Here is a 15,694-nt window from a genome sequence, read left to right as displayed (position 1 = left end):
GAGGACTTACTCCATGGCTCGCCGCTGTCGATCGATGAAGTCCTGGTAGGTGTCAATGCCCCGCATGTGCAAAATGGTGTTGCGCACCGCCGCCTCCACCAACACAGCGATGTTGCGACCCGCCACCACCTGAATCACGACTTTGCGCACCGGAATGCCCAGCACATCCTGCACCAAGGGTTCTGAAGGCAAACGTTCGTAGTCACGCTCAAGCGTTTCACGGCGCACCAAGTGAACAATCAGCTTCAGGCGCATCTTGCGACGCACCGCCGTTTCACCAAAAATGGCCCGAATATCGAGCAAGCCAATGCCGCGCACTTCCAGCAGGTTTTGCAACAAGTCAGGGCACCGCGCCTCAATGGTGGTCTGGTTGATGCGGTACAAATCAACGGCATCGTCGGCGACCAAACCGTTGCCACGAGAAATCAGCTCCAAGCCCAATTCGCTCTTGCCCAGCCCGGACTCGCCTGTGATCAACACGCCCATACCCAGAATGTCCATGAACACGCCGTGCATGGTGATGCGATCGGCAAAATGCTTGGACAAATAAGCACGCAAGACGTCAATGACAAACGCCGACGACTGATCGGTCGAGAACATCGGAATCTGGGCACGTTCACACATCGACAGCAAGGCATCCGGTGCGACCTGGCCATCGGCCAACACCAGAACGGGCGGCTCGAGTGTGACAATGCGTGCGATCCTGCGAGCGCAGTCTTCTGGCGTGGCATTGCTGAGGTAAGTCACCTCACGCGGACCCAGAATTTGAACCCGATAAGGATGAATGTAGTTAAGGTAGCCCACCAGATCAGCACCGGAGCGGGCTTCACGCACGGCGACTTCGTCAAACCTGCGCTCTGAAGCGCCCAAGCCAGCAACCCACTGCCACTTCAGCTTGCTGCGGTGGTCCTCAAACAGGACATCGGCGCTGATAACGGAAGGTTTCATCGCTAAAACACCGGTTTTCGCTAACTCAGGCGGTTTGGGCCGATTGCCACTGGGCAATCAGTTGGTGCAAGTTTTCCTGGACCGTGCTGTTCTTGATGTTTTCCCTGAGAGCCGTGTCACTCAGCAACTCGGCGATCTCGGACAAGATTTCCAGATGCTTTTGGGTAGCGGCCTCAGGGACCAGCAAGAAAATCAACAAGCTGACAGCTTGTTCATCGGGTGCGTCAAAACCAATCGGTTGGGCCAACTGGAAGACGGCGGCCATGGGGGCTTTCAAGCCCTTGATGCGGCCATGCGGAATGGCCACGCCATGCCCTAAGCCCGTAGAACCCAGTCGCTCACGGGCAAACAAGCTGTCGGTCACCAAGGCGCGGGAAAGCCCGTGCAGGTTCTCAAAGAGAAGTCCGGCTTCTTCGAATGCGCGTTTCTTGCTGGTGGCTTCCACCCCGACAAGAACTTGGGCAACAGGCAATATGGATGAGAGGCGATTCATGGTCGAGGCCGGATTATGCACCTTGCGCGAGCACACGCGTCTTTGCCCCGTCCGGCGGCCTGTCAAGGGTCTTCTGGCCTGGCAATGTCGGACACAGCACGGCCATGAAAAAGGGCCACTTGAAGTGGCCCCGCTTTGTACAAAAAACAAACCCGATCACATCATGCGCTTGGGCGCACTGTGGTGGTGGTCGGTGATGCGGTCTTTGTGTTTGACCACTTGGCGGTCCAATTTGTCGACCAACTCATCAACGGCGGCATACAAATCTTCGTGAGCGCTTTCTGCAAACAGGTCATTGCCTTTGACATGGATATTGCATTCTGCCCGCTGGCGTTTTTCTTTCTCTTTCTGCTTTTCGACAGTCAGCAGCACTTTGACATCGACCACCTGATCAAAATGTCGCGTGATGCGATCGAGCTTCCCCGTGACGTACTGACGCAAGGCCGGGGTCACTTCCAGATGGTGTCCGCTGATGGTTAAATTCATAGTCGTCGCCTCCATAGATGCAGGGTAGAAAAAGCCCCACCGAAGCGGGACTCCGAAACCACCTTTCCGGGTGATTCAGCTCCACTATGCGCCGCCAAGAATTGAAAAGCAAGGCACCACAAGGTAAACCCCGATTGGCTTGGACAATTGCCTCAAAACAGACTTTTCAGTGCTATCGTTCTGGTTGAAATCAGTTCGAGGCGCTTGGTGCGCCATGCAGGCGCAAGCGTCCGGCCAGCCAGGCGCTGAGCAAACTGGCAAGCACCCCCAACAAACCCGCCACCCAGTAAAAGGTGAGGTGCCCTTGGTCATCGCGCCCGATGATCAAGCCCGCCAGCAAGGCCGCCAGGCCCATGCCCGCCGACTGCACCGCCGAATTGAGGGTCATGAAGGTGCCGCGCAAACGCGGCTCCACCGCCGATGAAATCATCGCCATGCCAGGGATCATGCGCCCGCTCATGACCGTGAAGAGCAAGGTCGAGATCACCAGCAAGCCCCACAAGGGCAATCCTTGCGAGAGCGTGGTGGCCATCAATGGCACCGCCACGGCCAAAGCCAGGCGCTGGAACACCCTAACTTTGCCCACCCGGTCCGTCAATCGCCCAAAATAACGCGCACTCAGCAAGGTGGCCAGGCCACCGCACAGGTAGATCCAGGGCACTTCAGCGGTTTGCATGCCTGCATTGGACTGCAGGTAAATGGTGATGTACGGAATGACCGTGAAACCGGCGAACATCATCAAACCCGACACGCCGAAGGCTTTGAGGTGGTTGCCCTCGGACAGCACCTGCCCAATGCCGCGCCAGACGCCCGTCCGTTCCGGGTGATGCAGGTGCGCATCGAGCCGGGGCAAGGTTTGCCAAGCGCCGAGCGCCAAGAGCCCCACCAGCAAGGCAATGCCAAAAAAGGGCGCATGCCAACTCGCGTGCGCTGCCAAAAACAAGCCCAAGGGCACCCCCGCCACGGTGGACACGGAAAACGAGGTCATCACCACGCTCATGGCCCGGCCCCGGCGCTCGAAAGGCACGACATCGGCCACGATGGTCTGGGACAATGCAGACAAAACACCGCCAAACAAGCCTGCAACCACACGCGCTGCCATCAGCCAAAAATAGTCTGGGGCCAAGCCACAGGCCAGCGTGGCCAGTCCAAACAAGGTGTACATCACGAGCAGCAGGCGTTTGCGGCTGAAACGGTCGATGTAAGTGGCCGCCATCAGCCCAGACAGGCCGGCCGATAAGGTGTAGGCCGAAACCAACAAACCAAACTGGGCATTGCTGATGCCAAACAAGGCCGTGAACTGCGGCCCCAGCGGCATCATGATCATGAAATCAAGGATGTGGGTGAACTGGATGCCGGCCAGTGTAAAAAGCAGCCAGCGTTCACGCCGAGGGGTCAAATGGGGTGTCATGGAACAATGCAATGAAGTTGCCTGAATCTAACACTCCCCCACCCAACATCCGGTGCGATAATCCGCCGATTCATTCTGGAGACACACTGTCGTGGAAACTACCCCGAGTCGGTAGCTTTCGAACGTCTTGAGCACCCTGCCCATTGTTCGAAAGCTGCAAAAACACTTCGCCGCCCCTTTGAACTTTTGGCACTTGGCCATTTTTGGATTCGCCATGCTCAACATCTTCACTCTCGCCAACGGCCGCCTCTTTCAAGAAGAGATCGAGTCGCTGGAAGAACTCTCCCGCTTTCAGCCCATCTGGGTCGACCTGGAGTCGCCCACACTGGATGAAAAGCGTTGGATCAAACAGTACTTTGGCCTGTCCATCCCGGAAGATGCGATGGACGAGGACATTGAGGAATCGGCCCGTTTCTACGAAGAAGACAACGGCGAGCTGCACATTCGCTCTGACTTTTTAATTGCCGACGAAGACGAGCCACGCACCGTGCGCTGCGCCTTTATTTTGAACCAGCACAACGCCAACCTGAAAAGCCAAGGCGTGCTGTTTTCCATCCACGACGAAGACGTGCCGGTGTTTCGCCTGTTGCGCATGCGCGCGCGACGCGCCCCGGGCCTGATCGAAGACGCCAAAGAAGTGCTGCTCAAGCTGTTTGACGCTGACGCCGAATACTCGGCCGACACGCTGGAAGGCATTTACGACAAACTCGAAATCGCAGGCAAAAAAGTGTTGTCGGGCGATGTGACCGATGCCATGGCCGGCGAAGTGCTGGGCGCGATTGCCAGGCAAGAAGATTTGAATGGCCGCATCCGCCGCAATGTGATGGACACCCGCCGCGCCGTGAGCTTCATGATGCGCTCCAAGATGCTCAACGCCGAGCAGTTTGAAGAAGCCCGCCAGATTCTGCGCGACATCGACTCGCTGGACTCGCACACGGCCTTTTTGTTCGACAAGATCAACTTCTTGATGGACGCCACGGTCGGTTTCATCAACATCAACCAGAACAAGATCATCAAGATTTTCTCGGTGGCCAGCGTGGCCTTGCTGCCGCCCACCTTGATTGCCAGCCTCTACGGGATGAACTTCCAGTACATGCCCGAGCTGTCGCAAAAGTGGGGCTACCCCTACGCACTGACCCTGATGGTGGCCAGTGCCGTGGTACCCATGTGGTATTTCCGACGTCGCGGCTGGCTCAAGTAAGCCGCCATCAATCGGGGGGCCTGTTGGTCAACCATTGCGACAAAATCGCCAGACTGTAGCGGCTGGCGACTTCGCGGATGAAACGGTTGAAGTCGGTGTGAGCGGCATCGTCAGCCCGGTCTGAGATGGTGCGCACTGCGGCAAAAGGCACTGCGTAATCGTGGCACACCTGCGCCACTGCCGCACCTTCCATTTCCACAGCCAAAGCATCGGGCAAAGCCAGACGCAGCGCTTGACTCTCGGTCGAGGTCGCAACAAATCGGTCGCCACTGATGACCAGTCCCTGGTGCACGCGGGGTGAATCCAATTGAAAATCGGCCAAAGTGCCCGCACCCAAGTGCTGCGCAGCTTTCGCCAGCACCTGTTGGCCAGCCTCCGCCAGTTGTGCCGAGAGGTTTACATCGGTCTCAAAACGGGCTCGACCATACAGCGGCACTTCATGACGGGGAAACAGCGGGGAAGCGTCCATGTCGTGCTGCACAAACCCGTTGGCCACCACCACATCGCCCACACGCACACCCGAGCCCATACCACCAGCCACACCCGTGAACACGAGGGTGTCAACCTGAAAGCGTTCGAGCAACACCGTGGCCGTTGTGGCCGCTGCCACCTTGCCAATGCGTGACAGCACGGCCACCACCGCATGCCCTTGCCAGTGGCCCACCCAAAAGTCCCGCCCGGCCACCGTAACGCGCTGCTCGTCTGGCATGCGCGCCAGCACAGCCGCCAATTCTTCGTGCATAGCGCTCATGATGCCGATCACGGCCATGGATCACCCCTTGTGCAATGCGTCAAAAAGAAAAACGGCCACAAGTGAACTGTGTGGCCGCTTGGCAGTGTGTCGGGTACAAACCCCGGAGACGGGCGATCAGGCCTTGTTGCGCAACTCGCGCCGCAAGATTTTGCCGACTGGCGTTTTGGGCAACTCGTCGCGAAACTCGACCAAACGGGGTTGCTTGTAACCGGTCATGTTCTCGCGGCAATAGGCGATGACTTGCGCATCGGTCAACGCAGGGTCTTTTCTGACCACCACCAACTTGACCGCCTCGCCGGTTTTCTCATCAGGCACACCAATGGCTGCACACTCCATCACGCCAGGACAAGCAGAAGCGACTTCTTCCACTTCATTGGGGTAGACATTGAAACCACTGACCAGAATCATGTCTTTCTTACGATCGACGATCTTGAAATAACCCCGCTCGTCCACGATGCCGACATCACCCGATTTGAAGTACCCGTCAGCGGTCATGACCTTGGCCGTTTCATCGGGACGCTGCCAATAACCCGCCATGACTTGGGGGCCCTTGATGGCGATTTCGCCGGGCATGCCGGGCGTGGTCACATCGTGGCCTTCATCGTCAAGCAGCTTCATGAAAGTGCCGGGAATCGGCACGCCAATCGTGCCCGTGAACTCGGTGCTGGTGGTCGGGTTGCAGCTGGCCGAAGGACTGGTTTCAGACAAACCGTAGCCCTCGCAAATCGGGCAGCCGGTTTTCTCGAGCCAGAGCTTGGCCACGTTGGGCGTCACGGCCATGCCACCCCCCAGCGACACCTTGAGGTTGGACCAGTTAACGGTGTTGAAATCCGGGTGATTGGCCAAGCCATTGAACAAGGTGTTCACCGCCGGAAAGCTGTGAAACGTGTGCTTGGACAACTCTTTGAGCACGGCAGGCAAATCGCGCGGATTGGGAATCAGGATGGTCTTGCCGCCCGAACGCATGGACAGCATCATGTTCACCGTGAAAGCGAAGATGTGGTACAGCGGCAAAGCGCACACTGAGGTGGATTGTTGACCCGCAGGGATGCGTTTCATCACCGGCTCATTCCAGGCATCGGATTGCAAGACATTGGCAATCAGGTTGCGGTGCAGCAAGACCGCCCCTTTGGACACACCCGTGGTGCCACCGGTATATTGCAGCACGGCAATATCGTCTGCCAACAACTCGGGCCGAAGGAACGCCATCTGCTTGCCTTGGGTCAAGGCATCGTTGAAGCGGACCGCCTGGGGCAGGTTAAATGCAGGCACCATCTTCTTAATGTTGCGCACCACATAGTTGACCAAGCTGCCCTTGAGCAAACCCAGACGGTCCCCCATAGAAGCCAACACCACATGCTGAACCGAGGTTTGAGCGATGCATTTCTCGAGCGTGGCAGCAAAATTTTCGACAATCACAATCGCTTTGGCGCCGGAGTCTTTGAGCTGGTGCTCAAGTTCACGCGGGGTGTACAACGGGTTCACGTTGACGACCACAAAACCTGCACGCAAGATGGCCGCAACGGCCACCGGATACTGCGGCACGTTGGGCATCATGATCGCAATGCGATCGCCTTTGTTGAGTCTCAAAGATTGCAGATACGCCGCCAAGGCCAAGCTTTCCCGGTCGGTCTGGGCATAGCTGATGTCCTTGCCCATGAAGCTGTAGGCCGTACGGTCTGCGTACTTGGCAAAGCCCTCCTCAAGCAAAGCCACCAAGGAGCTGTATTGGGTCGTATCAATGTCGGCTGGGACGCCTTCGGGGTAACTTTTCAGCCAAACGGGATTCAAGTTCATATCGAGTTCTCCTGAGAGTCAGTCTACCGTAGATCTGACGGCAGACTGACATGCAAGGTCTCAGGGTTTACGCGAAAAATGCACCTTGGCGCGGGTCATCCGCCCCTTCTTTCTGCCCAAGAAAAAAGGGCGGAAGAATTGATTCTTCCGCCCTCTTGACGCAAAGCGTCCGCCCTGTAGGCGACCTTATGCTTTCAATGCGACCAGCACCTCATCGAGCATTTTCTTGGCATCGCCAAACAGCATGCGGTTGTTGTCTTTGTAAAACAGCGGATTGTCCACACCCGCGTAGCCGCTGCCCATGGAACGCTTCATGACAATGCTGGCACGGGCCTTCCAGACTTCGAGCACAGGCATGCCGGCGATCGGACTGGTCGGATCATCCTGCGCGGACGGGTTAACAATGTCGTTGGCACCAATGACCATGACCACATCTGTGTCGGGGAAATCGTCGTTGATTTCATCCATCTCAAGCACGATGTCGTAGGGCACTCGGGCCTCGGCCAGCAGCACGTTCATGTGGCCGGGCATGCGACCCGCCACAGGGTGGATGCCGAAACGCACGTTGATGCCCTTGTCACGCAAGGTTTTGGTGATTTCGTTGACGGTATGCTGGGCCTGCGCCACAGCCATGCCATAACCCGGCACGATGATCACGCTATTGGCATCGCGCAGCAGCTCGGCTGTTTCGGTGGCGCTCACGGGCACCACTTCGCCCTGCGGCTCAGCGGCCGCGCCATCGGCCTTGGGCGCGGGCTTTGCCGCTCCTCCAAAACCACCAGCGATCACGCTGATGAAATTGCGGTTCATCGCGTTGCACATGATGTAAGACAGGATGGCCCCGCTGGAGCCCACCAAGGCACCCGTCACGATCAACAAGTCGTTGCTGAGCATGAAACCGGTGGCCGCTGCGGCCCAACCGGAATAGCTGTTGAGCATGGACACCACCACCGGCATATCGGCACCGCCAATGGCCATGACCATGTGGATGCCAAACAGCAGCGCGATCGCGGTCATCACGATCAGCGGCGTCATGCCGCTTTGCACATCGTGTGCGTTCACAAACTCACGACCAAACCAAATCACGACCAAGAGGCCCAACAGGTTGAGCCAGTGCCGTGCAGGCAACAGCAAGGGTTTGCCGCCGATCTTGCCATTGAGCTTGCCAAAGGCGATCAATGACCCTGAGAAGGTCACTGCGCCAATCAGGATGCCGATGTAGATTTCCACTTCGTGGATGACCTTCTCGGCGCCGGTGTACTGGATCGAGGTGTCGACGTAGCTGGCAAAACCCACCAGGCAAGCCGCAAGACCCACCAAGCTGTGCATGAGCGCCACGAGTTCGGGCATCTGGGTCATCTTGACCGTTTTGGCGGCATACAAACCGACACTGCCACCAATGAGCAGGGCACCGACGATCCACGGAATTCCCGCGGCGGCTACACGGGGGCCAAAAATGGTGGCAAGCACCGCCAGCGTCATGCCGATGATGCCGTAGAGGTTGCCGCGACGCGACGTTTCTGGGTTGGACAAGCCCCCCAGGCTGAGGATGAAGAGAATGGCGGCACCGAGGTAGGCGACCGTGGCCAGGCTAAAGGACATGAGTGACTCTTTTCTTATTCGGTCGGGGACAGCGCTGTAAATCTGTCCCCGAAGTCATTACTTTCGAAACATGGCGAGCATGCGATGGGTGACCGCAAAGCCACCAAACATGTTGATGGCCGTCAGCACAATCCCGGCAAAGGCCAACCACTGGATGAGCTGATCCGAGCGACCATTGGTGCCGGCTTCTGGCGGCAAAATTTGCACCAGTGCGCCGATCACGATGATGCTGGAGATGGCGTTGGTGACGCTCATCAGCGGCGTGTGCAGCGCGGGGGTCACGTTCCACACCACCATGTTGCCGATGAAACAGGCCAACACAAACACCGTGAAGTGACCCAAAAAGGCAGCCGGAGCGTAGGCACCGATGGCCCAAAACGCCAGTGCACCCAAACCAAATACCAAGGCGAGGGTTTTGACGGGCATCGGGCCGCTGCTGCCGTGGCCATGACCGCTTTTCTTCTCGGCCACCGCTGCCGTAGGCTTCGGCGCAGGTTTGGGGGCCACGACCAGCGGGGGGGCGGGCCAGGTGATTTCGCCATCCTTGATGACCGTCAGACCCCGAATGGCGTCATCTTGCATGTTGACGTTGATGACGCCATCTTTGGTTTTGCACAGCTCTTCGGTCAAGCGGAACAAGTTGGTGCCGTACAGCGTGGACGACTGGCGTGCCATGCGCGAGGCCAGGTCGGTGTACCCGACGATGGTCACGCCGTGTTTGACGACGGCCTTGCCGGGTTCGGTCAGTTCGCAGTTGCCGCCTTGTTCGGCGGCCATGTCGACGATGACGCTGCCAGGCTTCATGCTCATGACCATCTCTGCGGTGATCAGCTTGGGCGCAGGTTTTCCGGGAATGAGCGCCGTGGTGATGATGATGTCCACCTCGCGGGCCTGCTGCGCATACATCTCGCGCTGCGCGGCCTGAAAGCCCTCACTCATGACCTTGGCATATCCGCCGCCGCCCGAGCCTTCTTCTTCGTAATCCACTTTGACGAATTCCCCGCCCAGCGACACGACCTGGTCGGCCACTTCGGCACGGGTGTCGTTGGCGCGCACGATGGCGCCTAGGCTGGCCGCAGCACCGATCGCAGCCAAACCGGCCACCCCGGCGCCAGCGATGAACACCTTGGCGGGTGGCACTTTGCCTGCGGCCGTGATCTGGCCGTTGAAGAAACGGCCAAAGGCATTCGCTGCCTCCACCACAGCGCGGTAGCCACTGACGCCGGCCATGGAGGTCAGCGCGTCCATCTTCTGGGCTCGGCTGAGCGTGCGGGGCAGGGCGTCGATCGACAACGCCGTGACCTTTTTCGCTGCCAACTGCTGCATCAAATCGGGGTTTTGGGCGGGCCACAGAAAGCCGATGAGCGTCTGGCCTTCGTGCATCAGCGCCACCTCGTCCGACGTGGGCGCACGCACTTTGAAGACGATGTCGCTGCCGCTCCAGAGGGCTGCGGCGCTCGGCGCGATGGTCGCACCGGCCTCGATGTAAGCACCATCGGACAGGTCTGCGAGCTCGCCTGCACCCTGCTCCACCACCACGGCAAAGCCGAGTTTGACCAACTTGGTCACCGCATCGGGCACCGTAGCAACCCGTTTTTCGCCAGAAAAAATCTCTCGTGGCACGCCAATTCGCTGAGGCGTGGGGGCGTTTTCGCCTGTCTGCATGAATGTCTCCTCACTCAATTCACAAAAAATAGCCGATGCGTCAGCTTAACCCAAGTCAACATTATCAAAACCCGTACAAGCCCTGCCTCAAAGTAACTGACGGGCCCAAAAGCAAAATATCAGCAACCTCTTATATTAAACGAAACAGGCCATTTGTTTGCCGGCAAAAGTCCCGTCAAGCCCGCCCATGTCCAGCGGGCACTTCATAATCTCAGGCATGGACAAACGCTGGAAACCCAATGTCACCGTCGCCGCCATCATTGAAAAAGAAGGCCGCTACCTGTTGATCGAAGAACACACCCAAGAAGGTTTGCGCTTGAACAACCCGGCCGGTCATCTGGACGAGGGCGAATCACCCGCCGATGGCTGCGCACGCGAAACCCTGGAAGAAACGGCACACCCGTTCACACCAACGGCATTGGTTGGCATCTATTTGTCGCGTTTTCAGCGCCCGACCACTGGGGAAGACATCACTTACGTGCGCATGGCTTTTTGCGGCGACATCGGTGAATTGCAGCCCCACCTGAGCCTGGACGAAGGCATTGTCCGCACTTTGTGGATGACGCCTGAAGAAGTGCGCAACAGTGCAGCTCGTCACCGCAGCCCGCTTGTCTTGCGTTGCATCGAAGACCATCTGGCCGGGCAACGCTATCCGCTGGAGGTGATCTACACCGATCTGGCCGTCACTCAGCGCCCGGTTTTGCCAACCTGAGCGTTCAGAGGCCTGCGGATGGCTGCAAGGGCTCAGGAAACCCTCATTGAACAGGCGGTTTTTGGCCTGCGGCGACCAGGTCCAACTGCGCCTGCTCGGCAAACACTTTGGCCACATAGCCCCCATCCTCGGTCAAGCCATAGCCACCCAGATAGAACTTCAAACCCTCTTCTTGAGAGCCGTCGCGCAGCTTGATGGCGTCAGACAACACCGCCACGCCCACCCGCAAATTGGAAATGGGGTCAAACGCGGCAAGGCGCCCCCCATAAACCTCATAGCGCTTGACGTGAATATCGGTCATCACCTGCATCAAGCCCTGAGCCCCCGCCTGGCTTTGCACGTAAGGATGGAAATTGGACTCAATGGCCATCACTGCCAAAATGAAATGCGGTGCCAACTTGGTTTTTTTCGACAAGACATGAGATTCGACCACCAAAGCCGCCAAAGGCTCTGGTGCAACCTTGTATTTGCGCCCCAACCACTCGGCCACTGCGGCCTGAGAAGGGGGCAAATCCTGCAAGTTCACGGCTGTTGCCCGTTCCGCCGTGTTTTCGGGCAACCATGCAAACAAAACCCTGCGCTCCCGCAGCCAGTTGAACACTTCACCTTCGGCGCTGTGCAGCCAATGCGGGTTCAGCCACAAAGCCAATACCAGACTGACCGCAGTCAAGCCCACCATGGCCAGACCACTGTGGGTGATGATGAACATCCCATGCGCGACATCGTGCAGAAATGTTCTGAAGTGTTGGCACCAAGTGCAGGCTCGATTCATGAATTTTGACCCATTTGGCATTATAAATTCATGACCTCGGCAGGCATCGCAGGCAGTCACGGGATAATTACGGCATGTCCCAACTCCCTCGTGTGGTCGTCGGCTTGTCCGGCGGCGTCGACTCCGCTGTCACCGCCTATTTGCTCAAGCAACAAGGCTATGACGTCATTGGCATCTTCATGAAAAATTGGGAAGATGACGATGACAGCGAATATTGCTCTTCCAACATTGACTTTGTCGATGCCGCCGCCGTGGCCGATGTGCTGGGCATCGAGATTGAGCACGTCAATTTCGCGGCCGATTACAAAGACCGCGTTTTCTCTGAATTCCTGCGTGAATACCAAGCCGGGCGCACCCCCAACCCCGACATCTTGTGCAACGCCGAAATCAAGTTCAAGTCATTCTTGGACCACGCCATGCGGCTGGGGGCCGAAAAAATCGCCACCGGCCACTACGCCCGCGTGCGCCTGAACAGCGCAACAGGCCGGCACGAACTCCTCAAGGGCTTGGACGCGTCCAAAGACCAAAGCTATTTCTTGCACCGACTGAATCAAGCGCAATTGTCCAAAACATTGTTCCCTGTCGGCGAGTTGCACAAGACCGAAGTGCGCCGCATTGCCGAAGAAATTGGCCTGCCCAACGCCAAAAAGAAAGACTCCACAGGCATCTGCTTCATTGGTGAGCGACCTTTTAGAGACTTTTTGAACCGCTACATCTCCAAAGAACCAGGCCCCATCAAAGACCCTTCGGGCCGCACCATCGGGCAACATGTGGGGCTGAGTTTTTACACCCTGGGCCAACGCCAAGGCTTGGGCATTGGCGGCATCAAAGCCAAAGGCGCACAACGCGGCGGTGGCGAACACACCCCCTGGTTTGTGGCACGCAAAGACGCCGAGAAAAACACGCTGTGGGTGGTGCAAGGCCATGAGCACCCTTGGCTGCAATCACCCACACTGCAAGCGACCGACGTGAGCTGGTGCGCTGGCACCGCGCCCGAGCCTGGCCGCTATGCCGCCAAAACGCGCTACCGGCAAGCGGATGCCCCCTGCGATTTGCAAACGCTGAGCATGGCCGATGGGCAAGCCGGTTTCGAACTTCACTTCAGCGAAAACCAGTGGGCCGTCACACCCGGCCAAAGCGCCGTGGTCTATGACGGCGAGGTGTGCCTGGGCGGCGGCGTGATCCACTCCGCGCCCACCATGCCCATGGCCTGAACCCTGAAGCGCCACCTCAGGAGCTGCTTTATTCGCCGCCCAGACCCAAGCGGTTGGGCTCGCGCTTTTCGACCGCGAAACGCAACAAGGCCGCCGTGCGGAAAATGCCGTGGGCAAACTTGCCATAAGGCAAAGTCAAAAACAAGGCCATCACCGCCCCCAGGTGGACAGCCAGCAGCACGGGCATGGCGGCGGTCGCACCCCACCACCACAACAACAGGCCACTCAAACTGATCAAGGCCAGCAAGGCCATGAAGCCCAGGTCCATTGGCTTTTGTGCACGGTCACCATGGTCGGGGTGCCGCTGGATGTTCAGCCAAGCCAGCCCGCACGTACCGCACAGCAAACTCACTCCTCCCACCACCCCCAACAACTTGGGCAAACTGGACAAGGCGTAAGGGGCCGGCCAACCCAACAGGTAGTGATAAACGGTGGCCACGCTGGTGGCCGCAAAGCACAACATGAAACCGTAAAACGTGAGGTGGTGAAAACGCCGGCGGGCATGCGTCCAGGCATCGTCTTCGTTGTGGCAACCTTCGCCATGTCCGCCATCCAGGTATTTCAAACGCAATGCGGCACCGGTCGCTTCTGCGGCTGCTGGCGCACTCAATGGTGCCCCGCTGGTAGCCGGGGTCACTTCTCGCCAAAAGCGCTGCACACCGAGGCCCAAAGCCAGAACGGCAAACAGAAAAATCGGGGCGAACAAGCTGACCATCAGGTTGTGCGGGAACACGGCATAAAACCCACCCGCGACCGGCGCACCCCACAGCGTGCCTTGCTTGAGCATGGCCAGCACCAAAAACAGGCCCAAGCCCAGCGCCAGCATCAAAGAGATCGTCAGGCCATTGCGCTGGTAAAGCCGCCCCAATGCAGGAGGCCAGGCGTAGTCGACATAAGTCTGGCCACGCACCTGCGCCATGGCTTTGGGCACATTGATGGCAAATTCATGCGGCGGCGCGTACTGGCATGCATGCAGGCAGGCACCGCAGTTGTGGCAAAGGTTCGCCATGTAATGGATGTCGGCCTTGCCGAACTCCAGACGCCGCGTCATCGCAGGGAACACCGCACAAAAACCCTCGCAGTAACGGCAGCCATTGCAAATCTGCATTTGCCGCGCCACTTCGGCCTCGGGTACCGTCATCTCACCACGCGCCAGAGCGCGGGCGTCACGGGTCAGGGCTTCAAGCGTTTGCATGGCCTGCTCCTTCTTTTTGTGCTTTGACGGCCTTGGCTGCCTGCTCGCCTGCGATGCGACCAAATGCGGTGCCGATCGTCATGCCCACCCCAGCGGTGTAGCCCTTGCCCAGCACATTGCCCGCCATCATTTCGCCCGCCACAAACAGGTTGGGGCTGGGTCGGTTGTTGAAACGCACAGCGGTGGTGTCATCGGTTTTGAGGCCCAGATAAGTAAAGGTCACGCCAGGCCGCACGGCATAGGCGTAATAGGGTGCGGTATCCAGGGGCCTGGCCCAATGGGTTTTGGCGGGGCTCACGCCTTCGGTATGACAGTCGTCCAGCGCCGTGTGGTCAAAAGAGCCTTCTCGGCAGGCGCCGTTGTAGTCGTTCAGAGTCTGCATGAAAGTAGCTTCGTCCAGCCCCAGCTTGCGGGCCAGCTCGGGCAAGCTGTCCGCCTGGGTGCCTTCAAACACGGGCGGCATGAAGCGGCCCACGGCTTTGGCGTCGATGATGGAATACGACACCTGCCCCGGCTGCTGCGCCACCAATCGGCCCCAAATGGCATAGCGTTTGGGCCAGAAGTCTTCACCTTCGTCGTAAAAACGACGGGCTTCGCGGTTGACCACCACGCCCAAAGACACGCAGTCAATGCGCGTGCAAATGCCACCGTCGTAAAGTGGCGCACGGGCGTCAATCGCCACCATATGGGCTTGGGTCGGGTCACCGATGCGGTCGGCACCTTGGTCCAGCATATGCTTGAGCAGCACGCCCTGGTTGTAACGCGTGCCACGGATCAAAAACTGATCAGCCGGGTATTCACCGCGCTCGTTTTGGCCCCAGGCTTCGCGCAGCCATTCGCGGTTGGACTCAAAGCCTCCTGCAGCCAGCACACAGGCGCTGGCCTCAATGCGTTCACGCCGCACCGAACCATCGGGGCTTTTGTGCATGACCGACGCCGCCACAAAGCGGCCCGCGTCCAACTCGATCTGATCGACCTCGGCGTTGTAATCGATCTGCACACCGAGTCTCTCGGCGCTGCGGTAATAAGCGTTCATGAGGGCTTTGCCACCCCCCATGAAAAAAGCGTTGGTGCGGGCCGTGTGCAAAGCCCCCGACAGCGACGGCTGAAAGCGCACGCCGTGCTTGAACATCCAGGGCCTGCAGGTCGCCGAGTGGCGAATGACCAGACGCGCCAGATGCTCATCGGTCAGGCCCCCCGTCACTTTGAGCAGGTCTTGCCAGAACTCTTCTTCGGGGTAGGCATCTACCAGCACATCCTGCGGTGCATCGTGCATGCAACGCAGGTTGCGGGTGTGGCCCGAATTGCCGCCGCGCCATTCGCGCGGCGCCGACTCGAGCACCCGCACGCTGGCACCGGCTTCACGGGCCATCAGCGCCGCGCACAAGGCGGCATTGCCCCCGCCGATCACCAAAACATCCACGGTCATTGTTTCAAATTCCTG

General features: G+C 58.6%; 14 protein-coding genes. 3 read left to right on the top strand and 11 right to left on the bottom strand.

From position 1 onward, the window contains the following. Positions 1-6 precede the first annotated feature (6 nt). The 4 genes from hprK to ACZ5RG_RS00345 all read right to left on the bottom strand — a co-directional run bounded on the left by hprK (position 7) and on the right by ACZ5RG_RS00345 (position 3,338). Complete coding sequence (gene hprK, locus ACZ5RG_RS00360) at positions 7-948, bottom strand: HPr(Ser) kinase/phosphatase (RefSeq protein ID WP_312260247.1); 942 nt, start codon at positions 946-948, stop codon at positions 7-9. A 25-nt stretch (positions 949-973) separates the two neighbouring features. Next, positions 974-1,441: a PTS sugar transporter subunit IIA gene (locus ACZ5RG_RS00355; protein WP_026036596.1), complete on the bottom strand. Its 468-nt coding sequence runs from the start codon at positions 1,439-1,441 to the stop codon at positions 974-976. A 156-nt stretch (positions 1,442-1,597) separates the two neighbouring features. Beyond that, positions 1,598-1,927, bottom strand: a complete 330-nt coding sequence (gene hpf, locus ACZ5RG_RS00350) for a ribosome hibernation-promoting factor, HPF/YfiA family (protein WP_019429675.1) — start codon at positions 1,925-1,927, stop codon at positions 1,598-1,600. A 190-nt stretch (positions 1,928-2,117) separates the two neighbouring features. After that, positions 2,118-3,338, bottom strand: a complete 1,221-nt coding sequence (locus ACZ5RG_RS00345; protein WP_464447516.1) for an MFS transporter — start codon at positions 3,336-3,338, stop codon at positions 2,118-2,120. A 214-nt stretch (positions 3,339-3,552) separates the two neighbouring features. On the opposite strand from ACZ5RG_RS00345, the gene corA reads away from it, so the two are divergent. After that, positions 3,553-4,539: a magnesium/cobalt transporter CorA gene (gene corA, locus ACZ5RG_RS00340; protein WP_026036597.1), complete on the top strand. Its 987-nt coding sequence runs from the start codon at positions 3,553-3,555 to the stop codon at positions 4,537-4,539. 7 nt (positions 4,540-4,546) lie between these two features. Here corA and ACZ5RG_RS00335 read toward each other — a convergent pair whose 3' ends face one another. The 4 genes from ACZ5RG_RS00335 to ACZ5RG_RS00320 form a co-directional block, all read right to left on the bottom strand. Beyond that, complete coding sequence (locus ACZ5RG_RS00335; RefSeq protein WP_464447515.1) at positions 4,547-5,308, bottom strand: 5'-methylthioadenosine/adenosylhomocysteine nucleosidase; 762 nt, start codon at positions 5,306-5,308, stop codon at positions 4,547-4,549. A gap of 99 nt (positions 5,309-5,407) precedes the next feature. Then, entirely contained in the window at positions 5,408-7,090 is a 1,683-nt protein-coding gene (locus ACZ5RG_RS00330; protein WP_464447514.1) for a long-chain-fatty-acid--CoA ligase, read from the bottom strand. 186 nt (positions 7,091-7,276) lie between these two features. Continuing rightward, positions 7,277-8,692 carry a Re/Si-specific NAD(P)(+) transhydrogenase subunit beta gene (gene pntB / locus ACZ5RG_RS00325; protein ID WP_464447513.1) on the bottom strand — a complete coding sequence of 472 codons (1,416 nt, stop codon included), beginning with the start codon at positions 8,690-8,692 and terminating at the stop codon, positions 7,277-7,279. A gap of 57 nt (positions 8,693-8,749) precedes the next feature. After that, entirely contained in the window at positions 8,750-10,357 is a 1,608-nt protein-coding gene (locus ACZ5RG_RS00320) for a Re/Si-specific NAD(P)(+) transhydrogenase subunit alpha (protein ID WP_464447512.1), read from the bottom strand. Positions 10,358-10,574: 217 nt separating this feature from the next. On the opposite strand from ACZ5RG_RS00320, the gene ACZ5RG_RS00315 reads away from it, so the two are divergent. Next, the gene (locus ACZ5RG_RS00315) at positions 10,575-11,069 is read left to right on the top strand and encodes an NUDIX hydrolase (RefSeq protein WP_298597576.1); all 495 of its coding nucleotides are present in this window, start codon (positions 10,575-10,577) and stop codon (positions 11,067-11,069) included. 43 nt (positions 11,070-11,112) lie between these two features. Here the strand turns inward: ACZ5RG_RS00315 and ACZ5RG_RS00310 are convergent, their stop codons facing one another. Further along, on the bottom strand, positions 11,113-11,778 hold the full coding sequence (locus ACZ5RG_RS00310) for a lytic transglycosylase domain-containing protein (RefSeq protein ID WP_298597579.1): 666 nt from the start codon (positions 11,776-11,778) through the stop codon (positions 11,113-11,115). A gap of 137 nt (positions 11,779-11,915) precedes the next feature. Between ACZ5RG_RS00310 and mnmA the strand changes: the two genes are divergently transcribed. Continuing rightward, a complete protein-coding gene (gene mnmA, locus ACZ5RG_RS00305) occupies positions 11,916-13,055 on the top strand; it encodes a tRNA 2-thiouridine(34) synthase MnmA (protein ID WP_298597582.1) in 1,140 nt (379 codons plus the stop codon). A 28-nt stretch (positions 13,056-13,083) separates the two neighbouring features. On the opposite strand, the gene tcuB is transcribed toward mnmA, so the two are convergent. Both tcuB and tcuA read right to left on the bottom strand, forming a co-directional pair. Further along, a complete protein-coding gene (gene tcuB, locus ACZ5RG_RS00300; protein ID WP_464447511.1) occupies positions 13,084-14,250 on the bottom strand; it encodes a tricarballylate utilization 4Fe-4S protein TcuB in 1,167 nt (388 codons plus the stop codon). Next, positions 14,237-15,679, bottom strand: coding sequence for an FAD-dependent tricarballylate dehydrogenase TcuA (tcuA, locus tag ACZ5RG_RS00295; protein ID WP_464447510.1), 1,443 nt, complete (start codon positions 15,677-15,679; stop codon positions 14,237-14,239). Before tcuA ends, tcuB begins: the two co-directional genes overlap by 14 nt. Positions 15,680-15,694: the final 15 nt, after the last annotated feature.

Source organism: Limnohabitans sp. TEGF005, from assembly GCF_055394835.1.
The sequence above is the reverse complement of the archived record's forward strand: the minus strand, read 5'-3'. Positions and strand labels throughout refer to the sequence as shown.

What these genes read in the sequence shown, in the direction of transcription:
- ACZ5RG_RS00335 (WP_464447515.1), bottom strand. Translation starts at nt 5,308, where the DNA reads ATGGCCGTGATCGGCATCATGAGCGCTATGCACGAAGAATTGGCGGCT.
- hprK (WP_312260247.1), bottom strand. Translation starts at nt 948, where the DNA reads ATGAAACCTTCCGTTATCAGCGCCGATGTCCTGTTTGAGGACCACCGC.
- ACZ5RG_RS00355 (WP_026036596.1), bottom strand. Translation starts at nt 1,441, where the DNA reads ATGAATCGCCTCTCATCCATATTGCCTGTTGCCCAAGTTCTTGTCGGG.
- mnmA (WP_298597582.1), top strand. Translation starts at nt 11,916, where the DNA reads ATGTCCCAACTCCCTCGTGTGGTCGTCGGCTTGTCCGGCGGCGTCGAC.
- tcuA (WP_464447510.1), bottom strand. Translation starts at nt 15,679, where the DNA reads ATGACCGTGGATGTTTTGGTGATCGGCGGGGGCAATGCCGCCTTGTGC.
- ACZ5RG_RS00345 (WP_464447516.1), bottom strand. Translation starts at nt 3,338, where the DNA reads ATGACACCCCATTTGACCCCTCGGCGTGAACGCTGGCTGCTTTTTACA.
- ACZ5RG_RS00320 (WP_464447512.1), bottom strand. Translation starts at nt 10,357, where the DNA reads ATGCAGACAGGCGAAAACGCCCCCACGCCTCAGCGAATTGGCGTGCCA.
- tcuB (WP_464447511.1), bottom strand. Translation starts at nt 14,250, where the DNA reads ATGCAAACGCTTGAAGCCCTGACCCGTGACGCCCGCGCTCTGGCGCGT.
- corA (WP_026036597.1), top strand. Translation starts at nt 3,553, where the DNA reads ATGCTCAACATCTTCACTCTCGCCAACGGCCGCCTCTTTCAAGAAGAG.
- hpf (WP_019429675.1), bottom strand. Translation starts at nt 1,927, where the DNA reads ATGAATTTAACCATCAGCGGACACCATCTGGAAGTGACCCCGGCCTTG.
- ACZ5RG_RS00315 (WP_298597576.1), top strand. Translation starts at nt 10,575, where the DNA reads ATGGACAAACGCTGGAAACCCAATGTCACCGTCGCCGCCATCATTGAA.
- ACZ5RG_RS00330 (WP_464447514.1), bottom strand. Translation starts at nt 7,090, where the DNA reads ATGAACTTGAATCCCGTTTGGCTGAAAAGTTACCCCGAAGGCGTCCCA.
- pntB (WP_464447513.1), bottom strand. Translation starts at nt 8,692, where the DNA reads ATGTCCTTTAGCCTGGCCACGGTCGCCTACCTCGGTGCCGCCATTCTC.
- ACZ5RG_RS00310 (WP_298597579.1), bottom strand. Translation starts at nt 11,778, where the DNA reads ATGTTCATCATCACCCACAGTGGTCTGGCCATGGTGGGCTTGACTGCG.